The sequence below is a fragment of the Commensalibacter communis genome, assembly GCF_947179105.1.
In the GTDB taxonomy this organism is placed as follows: Bacteria; Pseudomonadota; Alphaproteobacteria; order Acetobacterales; family Acetobacteraceae; genus Commensalibacter; species Commensalibacter communis.
This window is the reverse complement of sequence record NZ_CAMXCK010000001.1, coordinates 776,849-800,035: the sequence shown is the minus strand read 5'-3', so window position 1 is coordinate 800,035 and position 23,187 is coordinate 776,849. Positions and strand designations below refer to the sequence as shown.

General features: G+C 36.2%; 21 protein-coding genes. 14 read left to right on the top strand and 7 right to left on the bottom strand.

All coding sequences use genetic code 11. The features are described from left to right. Window positions 1-12: 12 nt before the first annotated feature. The 4 genes from PQG52_RS03750 to PQG52_RS03735 form a co-directional block, all read right to left on the bottom strand. Window positions 13-1,746 (bottom strand): ABC transporter permease, encoded by a 1,734-nt coding sequence (locus PQG52_RS03750; protein ID WP_271827981.1) that lies wholly within the window; start codon window positions 1,744-1,746, stop codon window positions 13-15. A gap of 109 nt (window positions 1,747-1,855) precedes the next feature. Beyond that, window positions 1,856-2,314 (bottom strand): dUTP diphosphatase, encoded by a 459-nt coding sequence (dut, locus tag PQG52_RS03745; protein WP_271827980.1) that lies wholly within the window; start codon window positions 2,312-2,314, stop codon window positions 1,856-1,858. A 25-nt stretch (window positions 2,315-2,339) separates the two neighbouring features. Next, the gene (coaBC, locus tag PQG52_RS03740; protein WP_271827979.1) at window positions 2,340-3,536 is read right to left on the bottom strand and encodes a bifunctional phosphopantothenoylcysteine decarboxylase/phosphopantothenate--cysteine ligase CoaBC; all 1,197 of its coding nucleotides are present in this window, start codon (window positions 3,534-3,536) and stop codon (window positions 2,340-2,342) included. Between the two features lie 408 nt (window positions 3,537-3,944). Beyond that, window positions 3,945-4,715, bottom strand: a complete 771-nt coding sequence (locus tag PQG52_RS03735) for a class I SAM-dependent methyltransferase (RefSeq protein ID WP_271828175.1) — start codon at window positions 4,713-4,715, stop codon at window positions 3,945-3,947. A 29-nt stretch (window positions 4,716-4,744) separates the two neighbouring features. Between PQG52_RS03735 and mutM the strand changes: the two genes are divergently transcribed. The 10 genes from mutM to surE all read left to right on the top strand — a co-directional run bounded on the left by mutM (window position 4,745) and on the right by surE (window position 15,968). Then, on the top strand, window positions 4,745-5,593 hold the full coding sequence (gene mutM, locus PQG52_RS03730; RefSeq protein ID WP_271827978.1) for a bifunctional DNA-formamidopyrimidine glycosylase/DNA-(apurinic or apyrimidinic site) lyase: 849 nt from the start codon (window positions 4,745-4,747) through the stop codon (window positions 5,591-5,593). 114 nt (window positions 5,594-5,707) lie between these two features. Next, complete coding sequence (gene rpsT / locus PQG52_RS03725) at window positions 5,708-5,977, top strand: 30S ribosomal protein S20 (RefSeq protein WP_271788796.1); 270 nt, start codon at window positions 5,708-5,710, stop codon at window positions 5,975-5,977. Window positions 5,978-6,212: 235 nt separating this feature from the next. Beyond that, window positions 6,213-7,730 carry a chromosomal replication initiator protein DnaA gene (gene dnaA / locus PQG52_RS03720; RefSeq protein ID WP_271827977.1) on the top strand — a complete coding sequence of 506 codons (1,518 nt, stop codon included), beginning with the start codon at window positions 6,213-6,215 and terminating at the stop codon, window positions 7,728-7,730. Between the two features lie 96 nt (window positions 7,731-7,826). Continuing rightward, a complete protein-coding gene (gene dnaN, locus PQG52_RS03715) occupies window positions 7,827-8,954 on the top strand; it encodes a DNA polymerase III subunit beta (protein WP_271827976.1) in 1,128 nt (375 codons plus the stop codon). A gap of 34 nt (window positions 8,955-8,988) precedes the next feature. Beyond that, a complete protein-coding gene (recF, locus tag PQG52_RS03710) occupies window positions 8,989-10,095 on the top strand; it encodes a DNA replication/repair protein RecF (protein WP_271827975.1) in 1,107 nt (368 codons plus the stop codon). Window positions 10,096-10,202: 107 nt separating this feature from the next. Beyond that, complete coding sequence (gyrB, locus tag PQG52_RS03705; protein WP_271827974.1) at window positions 10,203-12,656, top strand: DNA topoisomerase (ATP-hydrolyzing) subunit B; 2,454 nt, start codon at window positions 10,203-10,205, stop codon at window positions 12,654-12,656. A 416-nt stretch (window positions 12,657-13,072) separates the two neighbouring features. Then, window positions 13,073-13,531 (top strand): transcriptional regulator NrdR, encoded by a 459-nt coding sequence (gene nrdR, locus PQG52_RS03700; RefSeq protein WP_271788801.1) that lies wholly within the window; start codon window positions 13,073-13,075, stop codon window positions 13,529-13,531. Window positions 13,532-13,575: 44 nt separating this feature from the next. Next, window positions 13,576-14,070 (top strand): transcription antitermination factor NusB, encoded by a 495-nt coding sequence (nusB, locus tag PQG52_RS03695; RefSeq protein ID WP_271827973.1) that lies wholly within the window; start codon window positions 13,576-13,578, stop codon window positions 14,068-14,070. 15 nt (window positions 14,071-14,085) lie between these two features. Beyond that, complete coding sequence (gene thiL, locus PQG52_RS03690) at window positions 14,086-15,045, top strand: thiamine-phosphate kinase (protein WP_271827972.1); 960 nt, start codon at window positions 14,086-14,088, stop codon at window positions 15,043-15,045. Between the two features lie 161 nt (window positions 15,046-15,206). Further along, window positions 15,207-15,968: a 5'/3'-nucleotidase SurE gene (surE, locus tag PQG52_RS03685; RefSeq protein ID WP_271827971.1), complete on the top strand. Its 762-nt coding sequence runs from the start codon at window positions 15,207-15,209 to the stop codon at window positions 15,966-15,968. A gap of 44 nt (window positions 15,969-16,012) precedes the next feature. Here the strand turns inward: surE and PQG52_RS03680 are convergent, their stop codons facing one another. Further along, window positions 16,013-16,390, bottom strand: coding sequence for a hypothetical protein (locus PQG52_RS03680; protein WP_271827970.1), 378 nt, complete (start codon window positions 16,388-16,390; stop codon window positions 16,013-16,015). Further along, window positions 16,390-16,848 carry an MlaD family protein gene (locus PQG52_RS03675; protein ID WP_271788806.1) on the bottom strand — a complete coding sequence of 153 codons (459 nt, stop codon included), beginning with the start codon at window positions 16,846-16,848 and terminating at the stop codon, window positions 16,390-16,392. The genes PQG52_RS03680 and PQG52_RS03675 overlap by 1 nt, the downstream gene beginning before the upstream one ends. A 160-nt stretch (window positions 16,849-17,008) precedes the next feature. On the opposite strand from PQG52_RS03675, the gene PQG52_RS03670 reads away from it, so the two are divergent. The 4 genes from PQG52_RS03670 (at window position 17,009) to PQG52_RS03655 (ending at window position 21,722) form a co-directional block, all read left to right on the top strand. Then, complete coding sequence (locus tag PQG52_RS03670) at window positions 17,009-17,851, top strand: undecaprenyl-diphosphate phosphatase (protein ID WP_271788807.1); 843 nt, start codon at window positions 17,009-17,011, stop codon at window positions 17,849-17,851. A gap of 139 nt (window positions 17,852-17,990) precedes the next feature. Further along, a complete protein-coding gene (locus tag PQG52_RS03665) occupies window positions 17,991-19,394 on the top strand; it encodes a sugar porter family MFS transporter (protein ID WP_271827969.1) in 1,404 nt (467 codons plus the stop codon). A gap of 320 nt (window positions 19,395-19,714) precedes the next feature. After that, window positions 19,715-20,548, top strand: coding sequence for an SDR family oxidoreductase (locus tag PQG52_RS03660; protein ID WP_271788809.1), 834 nt, complete (start codon window positions 19,715-19,717; stop codon window positions 20,546-20,548). A 22-nt stretch (window positions 20,549-20,570) separates the two neighbouring features. Further along, window positions 20,571-21,722, top strand: coding sequence for a phytanoyl-CoA dioxygenase family protein (locus tag PQG52_RS03655; protein WP_271827968.1), 1,152 nt, complete (start codon window positions 20,571-20,573; stop codon window positions 21,720-21,722). A 56-nt stretch (window positions 21,723-21,778) separates the two neighbouring features. Here the strand turns inward: PQG52_RS03655 and PQG52_RS03650 are convergent, their stop codons facing one another. Further along, entirely contained in the window at window positions 21,779-23,050 is a 1,272-nt protein-coding gene (locus PQG52_RS03650; RefSeq protein ID WP_271827967.1) for an aromatic amino acid transport family protein, read from the bottom strand. Between the last annotated feature and the right edge of the window lie 137 nt (window positions 23,051-23,187).

Here is a 23,187-nt window from a genome sequence, read left to right as displayed (position 1 = left end):
CTTTAATTCCTCTTAAGAAAAGGATAGACGACGTCGAGCAAAATCATAAAGAGGATGCCAAACTAAACGATTAAATAAAATAACAAAAGCAGACATAACCACCATGCCCAGTCCGACTTGGAAAACGTTTCCAGCATCTGTAGCCTCGGCAATATAAGCTCCAAGACCAGTCGCTTTCAAAGTTTTATCTCCCCAACTTGCGACTTCTGCTGCAATCGATGCGTTCCATGCGCCACCACATGCAGTCAAAGCCCCCGTAATGTAGTATGGGAAAATTGCAGGTAACATAACTTTAGACCACCAAAGCCATCCTTTAATATGAAAACTCTTAGATGCTTCTCTAAGATCACCAGGAAATGTAGACGCACCACCGACCACGTTGAAAAGAATATACCATTGGGTTCCCAAAATCATCAAAGGCGTTAGCCAAATTTCCTTGTTGAGACCATAATGAACAATTCCAACAACAAAGAATGGAAAGAACAAGTTTGCCGGGAAGGCTGCCATAAATTGTGCTACGACTTGTGTTCTTTTCGCCCACTCTGGACGCAAACCCAACCAAATCCCTGCTGGTACCCAAATAATCGTCGCAATGATAATCATCACAATAACGCGCAATAATGTAATAAAGCCAAGTCCAACCACATATAATACCTCGTCGAAGGAAATATGTCCGTATACTGCTTGATAAATATAATAAGCTGCTGCAATTCCAAGTAAACATAGGACTGCGATATAAATCATATCAATTGCTTTAGATGATATCTTATTTTTTGATAAATATGATTGTCTAAATGGGCGCCTACCAATGGGTAAAATTGCAATCTTATGCGCAAATCCCTCGATATAATCAGAAATCCAACGAATAAAACTGGTGCGATGCATAAGACGTAGTAACCAAGGGGTTGTATCTGTATCGCTGCTCGTTGTTTCAAATCTGAATTTAGCAGACCATGCCACAAGGGGGCGAAATAATAACTGATCGTAAGCTAAGATAACAAATAGCATTGCACCAATTGCATAGAAAATAGCTGCTAAATCTTTATGTACAATTGCTGTTCCTACATAAGAACCAATACCAGGAAGCGTGATTTCAGTATTACCAACTGAGATGGTTTCTGAATAAACAATCATAAACCAACCGCCAGACATAGACATCATCATGTTCCAGATCAATCCAGGCATCGCAGCTGGAACTTCAAGTTTCCAAAAACGTTGCCAAGAGGTTAACCCAAAGCATTTAGCAGCTTCATTCATATCTTCTGGAATGGTTTTAAGCGATTGATACATACTGAACGCCATATTCCAAGCTTGACTAGTAAAAATCGTGAAGATGGCTGCTAATTCAACCCCAAGAATTTGTCCTGGGAATAATCCCATAAAGAACACAACCGTAAAGGTTAAGAACCCAAGGATTGGAACAGATTGTAAAATATCAAGAATAGGAACCAACACCATTTCGGCCCTACGGCTTTTTGCTGCAACAACAGCATAAGTAAACGTAAACACCAAAGAAGCGAATAATGCAGCAAACATGCGTAATGTTGTCCGCATCGCATATCCAGGAAGATATGAGGGATCCAGATTAATTGCCTGTGCACTAGGCATATTTAAAGGTTGTAGTACATGCCGCGTTGCTGATGCAATGGCAACCCCAAGTGCGATCACACACAGGATTGTAATAACATCAAATAAATTCGGTTTTGCCCGAGCAGCAACGCTGGCGGGGATATTGTCTCTTGCCATTGAACCCGCCTTTATCCTTATATAATTATTGATTTGTAATAAAGTAATGATGATTTTTTTTTAAAACAAGGTTTCTATCATCAAAAACTTATGAATTTTTAATGACAGTTTAATGGCCTGTGCTGCCAAAACCACCACTCGATCGTTCGGTTTCATCCAAACTGTCGGTTTCTTGCCATACGCCGCGCACAACGGGGGTCAATACAGCCTGAGCAATACGCATTCCGCGCTCAATTACAAAAGAATCTTTATCCGTGTTAATCAGGATAACTTTAACTTCTCCACGATAATCTTCATCAATCGTTCCAGGTGAATTAGGAACCATAATACCGTGTTTTAATGCCAATCCTGAACGAGGACGAATTTGTAATTCATACCCCACAGGTAATGCAATTTGTAATCCTGTTGGAATTAGTAATCTTTCTTGAGGTAAAAGCGTCACGGATTCATCAACGGCTGCCAATAAATCCATGCCTGCTGCACCAGCAGTTGCATAAGAGGGTAATGGTAAATCTTTGGCATGAACCAATCGTTTTACCAAAATAATAGGGAAGGGTGGTAATGTCATAACGTTACCCCTTATAATTTAATGATTAAAAAAACTTAATGATTTCTTTAGTTAATAAACGACCGATCTCTCTTTTGTCAGCACGTTTAAAATGTTGCTTACCAGAGGATGACAAGATTGTCACCTCATTTTCGACTCCTCCCATAATTTTTGTATCTGGGTTGACGTCGTTCACAACAATCCAATCACAGTTTTTACGCTTTCTTTTAGCATCAGCATTGTCTAGCAAATCATTTGTTTCCGCAGCAAAGCCAACGACAAGCCTGGGGCGACGAGAATTTTCTTGAGAAATCGTTGCTAAAATGTCTGGATTGGTTGTCAATTCAAAAGATGGTGTTTTTGCATCACTTGTTTTTTTAATTTTTTTATCAGAAACCTCCTTTGCTCGCCAATCAGCAACAGCAGCTGCCATCACAGCGATATCAACAGGAGTTATTTTTAAACAAGTATCCAACATTTCCTGAGCTGTTTGGATATGAATCACACTGATATTCTCAGGAGGCATCAAAGAAACGGGTCCCGATACTAGCGTCACATCAGCCCCAGCGTCCCGTAAACTCTCTGCAATGGCATATCCTTGACGGCCAGAAGAATAATTCCCTAAAAAACGCACAGGATCAATGGGTTCGTAAGTAGGCCCTGCGGTTACGAGTGCTGTTTTCCCTAATAAAGGTCGATAAGGATTTAACTGGTCTTCTATCTGTTGCAGCATCGTTTCTGGAGAAACCAGTCGACCATATCCATATTCCCCACAAGCCATATCCCCTTGATCTGGCCCTACGAAAATGATCCCTCGCTGCTTTAATTTCTCAATATTTTCTTTTGTAGCAGGATTTTCCCACATTTGAACATTCATTGCAGGAGCAACCAAAATTGGTATAGAGGGCGGCATTGCAAGCAACAATGCACTTGCTAAATCATCAGCCAACCCAACTGTCATCTTGGCAATTAAATCTGCACTGGCAGGGTAAAGAACCACCATATCCGCTTGCCGTGTAAGCGTGATATGTTCAATTTCATTAGTCTTCGTCAGTTCAAATAGATCTTGATAGACTTCTTGCCCGCTAAGCGTTTGCACAGAAAGAGGGGTAATGAATTGCTCTCCACCCTTGGTCAAAACGCATTTTACATTCATTCCTTTGGTGCGAAACAATCGAATAAGTTCAAGAGCTTTATAGGCAGCAATGCCACCGCTGATAATCAAAAGAATATTTTTCTTCATTCCATAATTCTCTTTCAATCCACTCTATATCATTCTGCTGATTTATTTTTGGTCATCACGACAAACAGTCATAGTCATACCTTGTGAAGCCACAACATAATAAGGATGGTTTTTCAGGCGCAATAAATAAAGCAATAATTAAATTGTGATTTCTTATAAATCTTTCGATCAGATCTAACAAATTAATTTTATAAACTTGAACCACATTGCCAGTAAAAAAATATAATTCATGCGTTAAAATGACTTTTAAACCATTAAAAACAATCATACAATTACGGCAATATTTGCATCATTTCAAAAATGCATAAAGATACTTTCTGTCTCTTATAGATCAAGTATCTTTATTCTCTTTAAACTGGAAAATCATATTCCATTAATTTAAACGCATTCACCTTTAATCTTTAATGATTAAATACGCCATCCAGAATGAATTGCAGCAATACCACCAGAAAGATTTTGATAAGTTACACGTTCCAATCCAGCATCTTCCATCATTCCCTTTAACGTTTCTTGATCGGGGAACATGCGAATACTCTCAGCTAAATATTGGTAACTGTCACCATCCTTGGCAATAATCTCACCAATACGAGGCAATGCTTGAAAAGACCATGCATCATATAGAGGACGTAGCATTGGAATAATCAATTTTGAGAATTCTAAGCACAAAAAGCGTCCACCAGGTTTTAAAACGCGGCGTGCCTCAGACAAAACTTTATCTTTATGTGTGCAGTTTCTTAAGCCAAAAGAAATCGTCACGCGATCCACTGAACGATCTGGTAAACAAATTTCTTCGCCATTCACGCAAAATAGATTAACGTTCTTGACATAACCCTTATCAAAAGCACGGCTTTGACCAACGCTTAACATGCTGTAATTAACATCTGTTAAGTAAGCAGGACCACCCCCACGTTTTAACCAGCCAAAGGTAATATCACCTGTTCCACCTGCTAAGTCTAACAGGGTTAGATTCGGTCTTGGAGCTAATTCTTGAATAAAAATTTGTTTCCATACACGATGAATTCCCAAAGACATAAGATCGTTCATTATATCATATTTGGAAGCAACACTGTCAAAAACAGCCTTTACCATTGATGATTTTTCGTTCTCATTAACTTTACGAAATCCAAAATCTGTGACTTGATCTTCTTCATCAGAAGAATGAGTGTTATTATTGTTCATATCCATAAAACTACTTTTTAGAAAAACCTATGCCAGAATTACCCGAAGTCGAAACAATTAAACGTGGATTAGAAAATAATCTAATCAATCAGACGATATCATCTGTGCAATGTCATCGTGATACGTTGCGTCATCCAATTCCTAAAAAACTAGATACACTGATTACGCGTAAAAAAATGATACATTTCGCCAGACGAGGTAAATATATCTTAATCGGGCTAAATAACCAACAAACTATTTTAATTCATTTGGGAATGTCAGGAAAAATGATTGTTCGCCCCAATATTGATGGCGAACCAATCGTGAAACATGAACATTTGACCCTGATTACCAAAGAGGGGCAAAGACTAAGCTACATTGATCCACGACGATTTGGGATGATTGATCTATTTGAAAGTGAACAAACACATCGTTTATTAAGTAAAATGGGACCAGAACCCTTAGGGGATGAAGTTCACCAAGAATTTCTTATTCTCCATTTGCAGAAGCACCTACAACATAAGAAACAATCGATCAAAGTAGCATTGCTTGATCAACATCTCATTGCTGGCCTTGGTAATATTTATGTCTGTGAAGCTTTATTTCTTGCTGGAATTTCCCCACTTAGAGAATCAAAAACGCTGGATAAGGATGAAATTAAAAAAATTGTTGGTTCGATCCAAACCATTTTAACTCAAGCCATCGAAGCTGGCGGATCTAGTATGAGGGACTACGTTCATGCCAATGGTAAAAAAGGATACTTCCAAATGCAGTGGAAGGTTTATGGAAAAGAAGGAGATTACTGTTCAGATTGTTTGACAAAACAAAAGAAAAGCGTAATAAAACGGGTAGTTCAGACAGGAAGATCTAGTTTTTATTGCGATTTATGTCAAAAATAAATGATATTTTCCTTGACGAAGTTCTAATAAGAGATTAAAAATCTGGTGTTAATTGGTATAACACCCTCTTGGTGTTATGTTTGTATTTATAGAAAAAAGTTAAACAGGAAATCCATGGCGAATATCGCATCTGCGCGTAAGCGTATACGTCAAACTTTAAAACGTACCGAAAGAAACAAAGCTCGCATCTCACGAGTGCGTACGTTTGTGAAAAAAGTAGAACAAGCAATTTCTGCTGGTAATAAAGAAGAAGCAGTCATTGCTCTTCGTAATGCTCAACCAGAAATGCAAAGAGCATGCGGAAAAGGTGTTGCACACAGAAATACTGTTGCACGCAAAATTTCTCGCCTATCTCACAGAATTAAAAGCATAGCAACTGCTTAATCTTGTGTTACAAGTAAAATAACAGATAAAAAAAAGTGTTTTACCTTTTTATTTATCTGTTTATAAAACTTATAAAGAAGCCGACGAATGTCAAACATTCTTCGGATTTTTTTTGCCTAATGACACAACAAAAATAAATAAAGAATTGAATCTTTATAAATAAAATGAACGGGTGTATCTTATACATTTCATTCATCACCTGACTTTAAACCCATGAACCGAGCCATCGTAGCCCATGTCTGATTTAACCGAAGACTCCAACGAATTTACTTTATCTTTAAAAGATGCAGATCCAGCAACCTTGAAATCTATTCTAGAAATTCATTGGGAGCGTATCTGTAGTCGTTTAAAAATAGAGGTAGGCGAGGTCGAATATCGCACATGGTTGCAACAGATTACGTTGGGTGGTATTGAAGAAGACGAATTAACATTATACTTGCCAACACGTTTTTTACGGGACTGGGTTCGTTCACAATATAATAGTAAACTTAATCAACTTTGGAATAATGAACTGTCACAAATCCGTCGCGTTGAGTTGGCGCTAACACCACAAACAGATATCACCAGTCCAGATTCTTCAACGAATATAGGCGTGGATACAACAACATCTTCTCAACCACAAACGGAAGGCAATACCACACTTAAACCAGCACAAGTTAAACCCTCCGTACAGACTACTGCACCTACACCTTCCACCGCTGAGGCCAAGGAAGACGATGGTAAACTTCCTTTACAAACGCAGCTAGATCCACGCTTTACCTTTGATAATTTTATTGTTGGTAAGCCAAATGAATTTGCCTATGCATGTTCAAGACGCGTTGCAGAACGTCCATCCAGCCCAGGATTTAATCCATTATTTTTATATGGTGGGGTTGGATTAGGTAAAACGCATTTAATGCATGCCATTGGATTTGAACTCGCAAAAGCTGGAAATATTTCTGTTTCCTATATGTCTGCGGAAAAATTTATGTATCGGTTTATTGCGTCTATTCGTTCTCAGTCGACAATTGAATTCAAAGAGGAACTGAGGTCTGTTGATGTATTGATGATCGATGATTTGCAATTTCTTATCGGTAAAGATAATACACAAGAAGAATTCTTTCATACATTCAACGCACTGATTGACGCAGGGAGGCAAATCATTGTCTCCGCGGATAAATCACCCTCTGATCTATCTGGATTAGAAGATCGTCTTCGCACACGCCTTGGATGTGGGATGGTGGCAGATATTCATGCAACAACGTATGAATTGCGTATTTCCATTTTAGAAGCAAAAGCAGCCTCTGCCAACGTGGTTATCTCTCCCAAAGTGATGGAGTTTCTAGCTCATAAAATCACAACCAATGTTCGTGAGCTGGAGGGGGCTTTGAACCGCTTGATTGCCCATGCTAATCTTTTCGGGCGTCCAATTACGCTGGAAGCAACCCAAGAAGTTTTACACGACATCTTAAAATCCCATGAACGCCGTGTCACGATCGAGGAAATACAAAGAAAAGTTGCAGAACATTGTAATATTCGCCAAACAGACATGACTTCTGCACGTAGAGCAAGAGCAGTTGCTAGACCAAGACAAATTGCTATGTATTTGGCCAAGCAATTAACCAGCCGCTCTTTACCTGAAATTGGTCGCAAATTTGGAAACAGAGATCATACGACCGTCATGCACGCAATCAGCAGAATTTCTGAGTTAATTGAAAAGGATAGTGCCTTTGCTGAAGATGTAGAATTATTACGTCGAATGTTAGAAAGTTAGTCATTTTTTAGTAGAAATTTGACTAAATTCCTGATATTAAGTAAAGATTCATAGCATATTTATAAATGTTTACATATTACAGATAGGTCATAGTCGATGAAGCTGAAGGTTGAGCGTACTATTTTACTTAAAGCACTGGCACATATTCAAAGTGTTGCAGAAAAACGCAATACGATCCCCATTCTTGCCAATGTCTTAATCGAAGCACAAAATGGACTGATGACATTAACCGCAACTGATATGGAAATTGCAATCGTTGAAAGCATTCCTGCGGAGGCTTTAGAAAATGGTTCTGTTACCGCGCCAGCATCTGTGCTTTATGAAATTGTCCGAAAACTTCCTGACACAGCACAAATTGAATTGACGCATACGAATGATGATATGCCTTTGTCCTTACGTGCAGGTAAATATGCTACCAGTCTGAATGTATTAAATGTTGATGAATTTCCATCTATGACTTCTGGCGATTTTCCTCATCAATTTAATATCCCGACAGAAACACTTAAAAAGCTTATTGAACAAACTCGCTTTGCTATTTCAACCGAAGAAACACGTTACTACCTTAATGGTATTTATTTACATATTATGGAAGCAGACGAGGGGGGGAAAAAACTTTGTGCCGTTGCAACCGATGGTCATCGTTTAGCAAGAGTTGAAAGCATGATGCCAGAAGGATCAGAAAATATCCCAGGCATAATTATTCCTCGCAAAACTGTTTATGAAGTCTATAAACTTCTTGAAGAAGCCAACGACATCATTGAATTGTCAGTTTCTGACACACGTATTCAATTTAAATTCGGCGATATTACATTAACATCTAAATTAATTGATGGTACTTTCCCAGAATATGAACGTGTAATTCCTAAAAACAACACCAAGATTTTACGTGTTGGTAAACAAGATTTTGCAACAGCTGTGGCTCGTGTGGCTGCCATCAGTATGGAGCGTTCTAAACCTGTCAAATTGTCTTTGGATAATAATTCATTAATTTTATCCGCCAGCAGTGTCGATCAAGGAAATGCCAAAGAAGAACTTGATGAAACTCAAGTTCAATATGATGGTGGGCCTCTTGAAATCGGGTTTCAAGCACGCTATCTGAATGACATTACCGATCAAATTGACAGTCAAGTAGAATTCGTGTTGGCAGACAACTCAGCACCGACCATTGTCAGAGATGTCGATGATCTATCTGCTTTATACGTTTTAATGCCTATGCGAGTTTAATGTTTATTATTTTTATTGCTAGATAACGTTAAGGATGACATCTCTTCTTCGTCTTACCTTAACCAACTTTCGAAATTATAATCGATTGGTTTGGTCGCCAAAAGCTCAAAAAACAATTGTTTACGGAGCGAATGGGAGCGGCAAAACCAATCTTTTAGAAGCATTATCCCTATTGGTTCCAGGTCGTGGGTTAAGGAAAAGCCGTGTTGAAGATCTTGGCATGATAGGTCATCAGCATCAAGGATGGGGGATCGTTGGACAATTTACTCATCCCGTAATGGATGATTTTGAAATTGCTACTGGATGTACCCCAAATACCAATAAAAAACAATTTCGTTTAAATGAAATGCCTGTACGTAACCAGCATGAAATATCTCAATATTTATCTGCTGTTTGGTTAACCCCACAAATGGATCAATTATTTTCAGAAAGTGCAGGGGGACGTAGGCGTTTTTTAGATCGCTTAATTATTACGATTGAACATTTTCATACCAAAGAAGTATTTGCTTATGAAAAATCTATGGGTCAACGGAACAAACTATTGGCCCTGAACAATTTTGATCCTGACTGGCTGAATGCTATTGAAGAATCAATGGCTAGACATGCTGTAGCGATTACTGCAACCCGCATTTTCTTTATACAACAAATGAATGAGACGTTGATTGTTGAAGGTAATTTTCCCGAAGCACTGCTCAAATTAAAATGTCCGATCGCTGATCGTTTATCCAAAGAACCAGCTTTATCCGTCGAGGATTTTTTGCGCCAGCAATGGAAAAAAGATCGCATATCAGATGCAGAAAATAAATCTACTCATTTTGGAGTGCATCGCACCGATGTATCATTCATAGAGAAAAAAACGCAAACCCCAGCTAATTTAGCCAGTACAGGCCAGCAAAAAGCATTACTCGTAGGAATTATCCTCAAATTGACAGAGTTAATTAAAAGTCAAAATATTAATTTACCCATTTTATTACTTGATGAGCCTTTGGTTCATTTAGATGAAAACCATCGTAAAACTTTGCTTGCCACTTTAATAAATCTTGATAGTTTTACGATATTAACGGGCACAGATCGTGCGTCTTTTGAACAATGTACCAAACAAGCTGAATTCTTAGAAATTAATCATGGAAATATCATGTGAATATTTCCTTTTTTATTGAAAATCTGCTATGATTTTTATAAATTTTCAGTTTATCTATTTTATTTAGTAAAGATAGCTATAGCGTTATCATCGGAGCCTTATCGATTATGGTCACCCCTCAAAATTTTTCACAAGATTTACCCAACAATACAATCAATAATGATGACTATGGTGCATCTTCTATTTCTGTTTTAAAGGGCTTAGAAGCTGTTAGAAAAAGACCTGGTATGTATATTGGGGATACAGATGATGGGTCTGGCTTACATCACATGGTTTTCGAAATTGTTGACAATGCGGTTGACGAGGCTCAAGCTGGATTTGCAGATACATGTGCATTAACATTGAATGCTGATGGCAGTATTACGGTCAGAGATAATGGCCGTGGTATCCCAACCGATATTCACCAAGAAGAAGGTATCAGTGCTGCTGAAGTTGTTTTAACTAAGCTTCATGCAGGAGGTAAATTTAACCAGAATTCATACAAAGTTTCTGGTGGGTTACACGGGGTTGGTGCTGCTGTTGTAAATGCACTATCCGAGTGGATGGAAGTCCGCATCTGGCGGAATGGCAAAGAGCATTTTATCCGCTTTGAAAATGGAGATACCGTTTGTCCTTTAAAAGAAATAGGGCCAAGCGATGAAGCTACAGGCACAGAGGTCACTTTTAAAGCAAGCCAAGAGATTTTTACCCACGTTACTTTTGAACTAGGAATATTAACGCGCCGTCTTCGTGAGCTTGCGTTTCTAAATTCTGGTTTGAAAATTACAGTCACTGATGCACGAGAAGACGAAACTTCAACTGAACATTTTCACTATGATGGTGGTCTTGAAGAATTTGTTAAATGGCTTACACGTTCAAAAAATAATTTAATTGAACCAATCAATGGCGACGTTTACCATGAAAAAAGTAATATCAAAGTAGAATGTTCTTTGGTTTGGAATGACAGCTATAATGAACATGTGGTTTGTTTTACCAATAATATTCCTCAAAAAGATGGCGGCACACATCTCGCAGGATTTAGACAAGCATTAACACGTGTCATCACCAAATACGCCGAGGGAATAATTAGCAAAAAAGAGACTCTGGCATTAATGGGCGATGATATGAGAGAAGGGTTAACAGCTATTCTCTCCGTGAAAGTTCCTGATCCGAAATTCTCCTCTCAAACTAAAGATAAGTTGGTATCTTCTGAAGTTCAGCCTGTAGTACAAGGATGTATTGCCGATTCATTAGGTCATTGGTTTGAAACACATCCCAAAGAAGCGAAAATCATTGTTTCAAAAGCAATGGACGCAGCTTCTGCACGTGAAGCAGCACGTAAAGCAAGGGAACTGACACGCCGTAAGGGAGTATTGGATATATCCTCTTTACCTGGCAAACTTGCAGATTGCCAAGAAAGAGATCCATCAAGATCAGAAATCTTTATTGTTGAGGGAGATTCTGCTGGTGGAACTGCCAAACAGGGTAGGGATCGTCGTTTCCAAGCTATTTTACCTTTGAAAGGTAAAATCCTCAACGTAGAACGTGCACGCTTTGATCGTATGCTTAACTCTGCTGAAATTGGTACATTAATTACAGCTCTTGGCACAGGAATTGGTCGCGGGGAAATCGATCAAGGTGGATTTTCAATTGATAAATTACGATATCATAAAATTGTTATCATGACTGATGCTGATGTTGATGGATCCCATATTCGAACATTGCTTTTGACATTCTTCTTTCGCCAAATGCCCGAATTAATTGAAAAAGGGTATGTTTATATTGCTCAACCTCCTTTGTATCGTGCAAAAAGAGGCAATGATGAACGTTACCTTAAAAATGATGCTGCGTTAGAAGAATATTTATTAAGTAAAGCTATTCAAAATGCGTCTTTGACATTTTCGAATGGCAATAGTGTTTCTGGCGAAACTTTAACGGCTGAAGTTTTAGAATATGCAAAGATCACTCAAAAATTACAATCCTTGGAAAAACATGCACCTCTATGGATTTTAGAACAAGCGGTTATCAGCAAATTTTTACATGCTGATCCTGCTGAGGCTCAACCTCATTTAGAAGATTTCCAAAATAGATTAAATGCTCTTTCATTACCTAACGAACAAGGCTGGAAAATTACCAACGACGAAACAGGGATTGGAATTAGTCGTTCAGTCAGAGGAGTGGGTGAAAATTACTTTATTCCAGCCTCTGTCTTAAAAGGTAGAAATATTCAATGGATTAATATGCATCAAGATGCAATGTCAAGAGACTTCCATGATAGTGCCATTCTGACCATTGACAATAAAGAAGAAAAAATTAGTGGACCAAGTGGTGTTTACGAAAAATTATTCAATTACGGTAAAAAAGGCTTAGCGATCAATCGCTTTAAAGGTCTTGGTGAGATGAATGATGACCAGTTATGGAGCACTACACTAGACCCAGCAACAAGAACGTTATTACAAGTTAAAGTTGGAGAAAGCGAAGAAGCCGATCAAGTCTTTACTACTTTAATGGGTGATGTTGTTGAACCTAGGAAAGAGTTTATTGTCAATAATGCCTTAAAAGTTGCTAATTTGGATATATAAACTTGTGTATCACTATATAAAATTCAGTCTGCGATTTATGTATTAATCAGAAAGGATCAAACTCAATTATATACGAAGAGCTTGATCCTTATAACACAACCTCAAATAATAAAATAAAGTTATGTTACCGATAAATATGTAAAATTTACTTAAAATTAATTTTTTTGGAAAATAGTGATTAAATATTTTCCTAGATAGATTCAAATCTGCTTAAAAAAATGAGCTGTTTGTGTAAATTTCAATCTAGTATTAGATATTCGTTATTACGAAGCGCATTAATCAAACATATTTATAAACTGATATAATCCTATTTATTTTTAACTTAATTATACAAAAAAATGTTATAGGGCTTGTAATTATTCATTTCTTAATTCATTAATTATTTAATTTCATACAAAATAAAAAAAGGTTTGTTAATGTTTTGTCCCTTTTGTGGAAATGAAGATACCATGGTTAAAGATAGCCGTTCTACAGAAGATGGAACCGCTATCCGCAGAAGACGTGTTTGTACAAAATGTAATGAAAGATTTACGACCCTTGAACGCGTACAAACACGCGAGTTATTGGTATTAAAACGCAGTGGGCAGAGAGTACCCTTTGAAAAAGAAAAATTAATTAGATCAATTGATCTTGCCACACGTAAACGTCCCATATCTGCTGAACAAATTGATCAAATCGCAAATAAATTAGAAAAGCAATTTGTTGATTCCGGTGAAAATGTGATTACATCAGAAAGCATTGGTAAAACAACGATGGAACTTCTTAAGGATATCGATAAAGTGGCGTATGTAAGGTTTGCTAGCGTCTATTCGGACTTTAAAAATGTGAAAGATTTTGCTGAAATTTTGCAAACAATGGAACATCACGACAAATAATATGCTACATATAGAAATAAAACAAATTATATACTAGGTTAATAATGAATACTCAAACTGTAAAACGCCCTAGAACTTTAACCCGAATTGCTGCAGTACAAGCACTATTTCAGTGGGAACAAGGTACAGTCAAGGCTGCTAATTTAATTATTGAACAATTTTTACTTTATCGCATTGATCCACAATGTAACGAAGAAATTTACAATGACGGCAAAGCTTATATCCCTAATATTAATTTATTTAAAAATATCATTGAACAATTTATTCATCAATCCTCTGAAATTGATATTATCTTAACAAAATCGCTTCCGAAAGATTGGCCATTACATCGTCTAGACCCAATTATCAGAGCGATATCAAGAGCTGCAATTGCAGAATTATTAAATGATGTTAATGATCCGCCAACTAAGGTTATTATCAACGAATATATTGACGTTACCCGTGCTTTTTGTGACGGTGAAGAAGCCTCATTAATCAATGGTATCTTGGATAATATTAGCCGCCAAGTCCGTCCTTTAACCGCGACACCATCATTATAGTCTTATATAAATCATATGGAAAATTCTCTTGCTCCTGAATTCCAATTTATTCGTAACTATATAAAAAGATTAGCAGGAAAGGGGGCATTAGACTTAACGGATGATGCTGCATTATTGTCCGTCGACCCAGCATATGAATTGGTATTAACGGCTGATGCAATGGTAGAGAATGTTCATTTCTTCACCAATGATCCTGTTGATCTTATTGCTCAAAAATTACTTCGTTGCAACTTATCTGATCTTGCAGGAATGGGGGCAGAACCAGTTGGTTATCTATTAACCGTATCTTTACCAAAACATTGCTTTAACCCAAAGTGGTTCGAACAATTTACTAACGGTTTGGCAAAAGATCAAAAAATGTTTAATATTTCATTATTGGGAGGGGATACCACTTATAATCCTCATAATATGGTATTTTCACTCACAGCACTTGGAAAAGTAAAGAAAAACAAAGCATTAAGACGGAATAATGCCAAAGTTGGTGATGGCATTTGGGTCACCGGAACGATTGGCGATGCGGCTTTAGGTTTGTTATCTTTACAAAATGAAATCAATGATGTTGATGGTTTTCTGACACAAAGATATCATTTGCCTCAGCCAAGATTGGGATTACAGTTAATTGATATTGCCAACGCTGGAATGGATATTTCTGATGGATTAATTCAAGATCTGGGTCATCTTACAAGAGAGAGTCAACTGGGTGCAATTATATTTGCAAACCAAGTTCCATTATCCAATCAAGCTAAACAACTTGGATCTGCATATTTAGAAACTTGTTTAACTGGTGGCGACGATTATGAATTATTGCTGACGATCCCAAAAGAAAAAGAAGATCAAGCATTAATTGAAAGCAAAAGAGCAAATATTCCTTTGACGAAAATTGGATATTGTATTGGCAAACGCAATTCTTTGATTTGTTATGACAAGGATAAAAATATTATGAATTTCAAACAAACTGGATGGAGCCATATTTGATAGATAGAAATTTATAAAATTAAATAATTAAGTTCAGTTGGCATAATATATATTATACGTTTTTTATAGCCGTTAAATTATGAGCCTTGTTCGATAACATTTTCTATAAATCTATGTTATTATTTTAACGTTGATACTATTTTATTTCTAAAGGATAATTTATGACTTATCTATATGATCGTGTACTTTTAACCAACGACGATGGCTTCGAAGCTCCAGGATTAAAAATCCTTGAAAATATAGCATCAAAAATTGCCAAAGAAGTCTGGATTGTTGCACCAGAAAGAGATCAAAGTGGAACCTCTCAATCTATATCGATCCACCACCCTCTTCGAGCAATTGAAAAAAGTGAACGTCATTTTGCTGTTACTGGTACACCAGGAGATTGTGTAGTGATGGGATTACGGCAGCTTATGCCACAAAAACCTGACCTTGTCTTGTCTGGTGTAAATCGTGGTAGCAATCTTGGTTTAGAAACTATTTTTTCTGGTACCGTTGGTGCTGCAATGACGGGATGTTTATTGAACATTCCATCCATTGCATTTAGTCAAAATTTCAGAGATGGTCATGAAATCTATTGGGAAACAGCTTATCATCACGGGCCAGAAATTTTTCAAAAATTATCTCAATCATCTTGGCAACATCCAAGAACTTGTTTAAATATTAACTTTCCAGACTGCCCTTATGACGAGGTAAAATCAATCGAGTTTACAACACAAGGCATTGGATACATTGAAGATATCAATATTGTTGCTAAAAAAGATATGCGTCAAGCACCTTATTATTGGCTAAACTTCGATCGTCCCATTAAAGAAGATACAGAACATACTGAAACTCAAGCGATTAATAATAAATCCATTTCTATCACGCCCCTTTCCTTTGATCGCACCCATACAGATCTTTTACAAAAATTAAAATTATAGTACGTTATTAAAGGGAATAGAATATTCCCTTTAACTTTATGGTTTTATTTTGCAATTTCACGAACAAATGGGGTTACTTCAAAATAAGCCTCAGGATCATCTTCACCTACAACTGACCAATATGCAATCGTATCTTGATGCTCTATTTTATTGGCACGTAATAACTCTAAAACTTGTTGAATAATATATATATCTGAATCTAAACCTTCTAATAAATAGTCATTAACAATATCCAACATCAGATCCATTAATATATCTCTGCGCATATCAAAACATTTAATAGCTGAGTAAGCGCTTATATACTGATCTAACCATTCTTGCGTGCGATATTCGTTGGGTAACTCATAAGCCCAATCTTGAGTATGAGCATCTCCTGAAGGTAAATTTAAATCTTTACATAATCTTCTGATTGGATTGGTCATTATTTCGTTGATAAATTGCCACTACCAAAAATATAATTACTAATTTGTTGTTCAATACTAGTATAAGGTCGAGTATTACTGACAAAAGCATTAGGTTTTAAATATTCCTTTGACTTACCAGGACGAACCATAATAGAGCCGCTATCGGTCATCCCTACTGATCCAACGCTGAAAATACTATCTTCTGGCAAATGAATAGCTTTGTTGATTTCAAGCCTAACATCAGCCATAAAAGTTTTATTATTCAAGGAGATAGAACGCACAACGCCAACTGGAACCCCTGAAAGAATAACAGTGCTGCCAGGCTCAAGAGTATTTGCAGAATAAAATTGTGCCGTCACAGGATATTTGTCTCCTTTGACGCCGAACATCGTCATTCTTGAATAAGAGTAAAACCCAATCGCAACGACCAACACAAAACCACTTGCTATATATGCGCTTATTGCCTTGTTTTTCACTCGATTATTCCTATCTTGCTATCAATTTTATAGTTAATATTATATTCATATTTCATCAAATAAGATATAGTCGATTAATTATTTGTTCCCTTAGTTTATCTTTTAGAATATTTATATCTAAATTACAAAAATAAAAATTATACAGCAACAATAGGTATCCATGTCATTCCTTCAGGCTATTTTTATTGCAATTTTACAAGGTGCTACAGAGCTATTTCCTGTCAGCAGCCTTGGTCATGCCGTTATTGTCCCTGCCCTTTTGGGATGGGTTATCAGTCCACAAGATCCTACATTTTTACCTTTTATTGTCATGTTACATTTTGGTACAATGTTCGCATTATTAATATTCTTTTGGAAAGATTGGTATGCTTTGGGGCGTGGAGTCCTAGGAAAAGACGGACAAGCTATTCGTGAACAGAGCGTTTATATAGTAATGTTACTTGTTATTGCGACGTTGCCTGCTATTCTTATTGGTGCATTATTAGAAAGCTTTATTCGTCAGCTTTTTTCCACCCCAGGAATGGTCTCAATTTTTCTGATTTTAAATGGCGTTATGCTCTTTTCAACTGAGAAACTAAGAAATAGATCAACACCAGAATCAAGTAATTCAATCGCAGATCTAACCCCAAAAGATGCTTTGATTATTGGTTGCTTTCAATGTTTAGCGTTTTTCCCTGGTTTATCTCGTTCTGGTGCCACAATGGTTGGCGGAGTAATGCGCAGATTGTCTTATGAAAATTCAGCTCGTTTCTCTTTCTTACTTGCATTGCCTGTTATTTTTGCAGCAACTATTCATCAAACTTGGAAAATATACCACCATAATATCGCTATTGAAAATATGGGCACGATATTTATTGCAACAATTGTTGGTGGACTGACTGCTTTAATCAGCACTGGGATCTTAATGAAGTATTTTCGAAATCATGAAACGATGGCTCTGACACCTTTTAGCTTTTATTGTATTGCTCTGGGTTGTATCAGCCTTATAGTTTCAATCTTTTAATTAAATTAAGAGCTTCTTTGAAACAAAAAGAAGCTCTTAAGCAACGCTATGAATCTAAATAAAAAAAACACTTTTTTTTTACCCTTCAATTATTTTTTTTCAATATACTTATCTACGTAACAATTTAGGTAAATATATTATGCAAAATAATACCACCAACAATATACAAAATAATTTATCGTCTTCTTATAACATCATCATGGTTGGCTTCCTAGCATCTTTAGCTGGGTTAATGTTTGGTCTTGATATTGGTGTTATGTCGGGAGCCAATGAATTTATTAAGAAAGAATTTTCAGCAACAGATCGTAATATTGAAACCATAGTCAGCAGCATGATGTTTGGTGCTGCTTTGGGTGCAATAGGATGTGGTTGGGCATCAGCAAAATTCGGAAGAAACCGTTGTTTAATTCTCAGTGCTTTAATCTTTATTATTTCTGCTATTGGTTGTTCCCTAGCAAGAGGTATTATTGACTTAGTTGCTTGGCGTTTTATCTTGGGGATTGCGATTGGTATTGCTAGTACTACGGCTCCTCTTTATATTGCTGAAATTGCACCCGAAGAAAAAAGAGGGTCAATGATTTCAACATATCAATTAATGGTTACGGTGGGGATCTTTCTTGCTTTTATTTCAGATACTATACTAGGATATTATGGTGCTTGGCGGTGGATGCTTGGGATCATTGCGTTTCCTGCAATCCTTTTCTTAATTGGATTATTCTCTTTGCCAGATAGCCCAAGATGGCTAATCATGCGCAACAGAAAACAAGAAGCATATAACATCTTATTAAGCTTACGAGATGGTGATAAGCAAGCCGTTCACAATGAAGTTCAAGAAATTGAGGAACAAATTAAAAGTCCTAAAAAAGGCTTTAGTTTATTCTTATCAAATCGAAATTTTAGACGTTCTGTTGCTTTGGGAGTTACCCTTCAAATTGTCCAACAATTTACAGGTATGAATGTCGTAATGTATTATGCACCACGTATTTTCCAAGATATGGGGTATACAGGCAGCGCAACATTGTGGTTTACAGCACTTGTTGGTCTAGTTAATGTTGCAGCAACATTTATTGCCATTGGAACTGTGGATAAATATGGACGTAAACCAACATTATATGTAGGTTTTACAGTCATGGCGATAGGTCTTGGTGTTATTAGTTTTTTAATGAGAAATGGTCATATTGTTGATCCAACAATGCAACTTTTCTGTGTTGCGATGCTTCTTTTCTTTATTGTTGGTTTTGCAATGTCTGCTGGTCCATTAATTTGGACATTATGTTCAGAAATCCAACCTTTGCAAGGCAGAGATTTTGGGGTTGCTGCTTCTACTGTTACAAATTGGCTAGCCAATTTTGTAGTAGGTTATACTTTCTTAACCCTTAATAATAACCTTGGTTCTTCTAAAACTTTTCTTCTTTACACAATATTGAATATTATCTTTATTGGTATAACCTTCTGGTTTGTTCCAGAAACTTCTAAAGTTAGTTTAGAAAAAATTGAAGAAAACTTGATGGAAGGTAAACCTTTACGTCAAATGGGACGTTAATAAAAAAAGCTAATCTAAAGATTTTAGATTAGTTTTTTTTCAGATTTAGATCAAGTAAGATCTACCTATTTTAGAAATATTTTTCAAATTTGCATTAGAAAAATATTATCACATTAAATTCATTATAATTATCATTGCTTAATAAATATAGAAAAATAATTCTAAAATATTAAAGCAATCCGTCAGTGATCACAATATTTATAATAATTATAGTTAATAATATACGAAATTATAATAATTATAACAAAAGATTGAATAGAATAATTTTTCTATTTGTAAATATAGTTAGATATGCACTTTTTTTCAAAAGGAGAAGAAAAATGACTGCTAACTATCAAGATACTTTCAAAAATCAATATTTCGTTGTGACTGGTGGGAATCAAGGACTTGGCGCTTGCGTTTCAAACCTAATCGCAGAACGTGGCGCAAAAGGCATTGTTATTTGTGGGCGCTCTGTTGAAAAAGGTAAAAAACAAGAAGAACAATTAAGAAAATTAGGGTGCGATGCTCATTTTGTAGAAGCTAATTTTCTCGATGTTGAAAGTTGTAAGCACGTTATTGATTATGCAGAAAAACATTTTGGAACCTTAAATGGTTTGGTTAATTGTGCCGGCATGTCTGATCGTGGTACTATTGTGGATACAAGCCCAGAGCTTTTTGACAAAATATTTGCGGTTAACATAAGAGCTCCTTTTTTTCTGATTCAACATGCCATTAAACTGATGATTCGTAAAAAAGTAGAAGGATCAATTGTTAATATTATTACCATTACCTCTCACGGTGGTGAATCTTTCCTAGCCCCGTACGCTGCATCCAAGGGTGCGTTGGCAACTTTGACACACAACGTAGCCTATAGCGCAATGCGCAATCGTATTCGAGTAAATGGGCTAAATATTGGTTGGATGGATACCCCACATGAACATGAAATCCAAAAACAATACCATAATGTTTCTGATAATTGGTTAGAAGAGATCGAAAAAAAACAACCTTTTGGAAGATTATTAAAACCTCAAGAAGTCGCCAGAGCAGTTTCTTTTTTGCTTTCAAAAGAATCTGGGATGATGACTGGATCTGTCATTGATTTTGCACAAGGTGTTATTGGTTGTGGAGATCAAGGTGCCCCTCAACCCTTGCATCCATTATCCCTATCTTAATATTCTATAAGGAGCCAATTATATGACTTATTCAGTTTTTTCGACAGCAAACAATTCGAATATTTCACAATTTAAAAAATTATGTGAACAGCATATAAATAAACAAGAATATCCTTTTGCTCACGACATCATTAATAATGTAATTATTTATGATGGCGATCATTTACACCAGCAGTCAAAAGAACATAAACAAGCTATACAAAGTGAAATCTATAAAGCTTTGGCAAGCGGTTCTGGGATAATTGCAATTAAAAACATGTGGTCTGACCATCAATTACTAAACCAACATAATGAAATATTTAATCAAATTCTTCAAGAAGAAACGGTAAGCGGCATTGCAGCAGATCATTTTGCAAAAGCTGGAGCCAATGGGCGTATTTGGAATTCATTTCAAAAGGTTGCATTAAAGGACGCAGATTCTTTTATTGATTACTATAGTAATCCTTTATTATCTCTAGTCTGCCAATCATGGTTAGGGCCATATTATCAAGTAACGGCTCAAGTTAATATTGTTCGACCAGGTGGGAAAGCCCAACAACCTCATCGAGATTATCATCTGGGATTCCAACAAGAAGATGATGTCGCTCTATTTCCGCTACCCTTACAAGTCATGACACAATTTATGACTTTACAAGGTGCTGTAGCACATTCCGATATGCCTATTCAGTCAGGTCCAACTTTGTTATTACCTTTTTCTCAACAATATAAGGAAGGCTATCTTGCATGGCGCAAAAAGGAATTTATTGAATATTTTAATGAACATGCCATACAAGTTCCGCTTGAAAAAGGAGATGGTTTATTCTTTAGCCCTGCCCTGTTCCACGGTGCTGGAAATAATCATTTAGAAAATTTTAATCGTATTGCCAATCTACTACAAATTTCATCAGTTTTTTGCAAACCTATGGAAACTGTTAATCACACTAAAATCCTGAGTAATATTTATCCATCTTTATTAAAAAAATATCAAAATAATCAACTTGTTCATTTAGAAGAAATTATTACCGCTGCTGCGGATAGTTATTCTTTTCCAACTAATCTTGATACGGATCCACCAGTTTATGGACTGGCTCCAATGACGCAACATCAATTAGTCAAAACGGCATTAACAGAAGGTTGGGATGCACAACGCTTTACTCAAGAACTAAATGAAATTAATCATAAAAGACAAGCTTAAAGAAACTTATACAAATATAGAATTACAGATATATCCTATATTTGTATAATTCAAGCCTAGGCAAAAATTTCATAAACTGCAACGGAAACCGCAATAAGCCCCATAATCGTTACAAATATATTGCTTGGTTTCCCTTTATATTTTGCCAGTGCTGGCACTGTGTGAATAGCATACATAGGCATTAAAAATAAAAAAACTGCAAATACTGGACCGCTGATTGATTCAATCAATGTCAAAACATTGGGGTTATAGATTGAAACCAACCATGCAGTGATAAAAATAAAAATAATCGTGCAAATATGTAATATTTTTCCTTCTTGAATATCGATATTAACGAATTTACCTGTTTTAATTACGACACCATGAATACCCTCTTTTGCCCCAAGATAATGTCCTAAAAATGATTTGCACATAGCAACAAAAGCAACAATTGGTGCGACCCAACTGAGAAAAGGTGTTTGAAAATGATTGGCTAAATAAGAAAGAATTGAGACATTTTGTATTTTTGCTTCTTGTAAATTTTCTGGTGTCAAACTCAAAGAACAGCTGAACACAAAAAACAGAACCGTTACAACCATTAAAATATTACTATATTTAATAATTTGAGAGCATTTTTGCTCTGCATTTCCTCCATATTCTTGAGTTTTAGCAACTGCTAGGGATGAAATAATCGGAAAATGATTAAAGGCGTAAACAGTTACAGGGATTAATAACCATAATGTTAATAACAAGCCATTTCCGCCTTGGTGCACCGCTCCTGAAAAACTTGCATTTCTAAAGATTTCACCTGTCCACTGTGGAATCAGTGACAGAGAAATAATCATTAAAATCGCAATAAATGGATACACCAATGTTGACATAATATTAACAATCAACATTTTTCCACATTGAACAATTAACATTAAAAATGCCACTAGAATAAATGCAATCAAAGCCCTTGATGGCGGCGGTAAATGGAGTTGATACTTAATGAAACTTTCAATAGTATTGGTTAAGCTGACACTATACATCAACAAAATCGGATAAAGCGCAAAGCAATAAAGTAAGGTAATTAAATATCCCAGATGCTTACCAAATTGCTCTTCCACTACGATGGTAATGTCGGCACCTTTACCACTTAAAACAAAACGACACAAAGCTCTATGAGAAAAGAAAGTCATTGGAAAAGCTAGTACAGCCATGACTAATAGAGGGATTAATCCCCCAGAGGCTGCATTAATCGGTAAAAATAAAACACCTGCACCAATTGCAGTTCCATATAGACTTAACATCCAAACTGTATCAGAAGATCCCCATTTGGGCATGACACCAGAACTATCTTTTTCCATCAGAAATAATCACTTTGTTCATTATAATAAAATTATATTTTTTTCAAAAACATGCTAATATTATTTCAATTAAACAAGAATGAAAACCTATTTATCTTAAATAAATGGCAAAAATATACTCACCATCACTATATTTA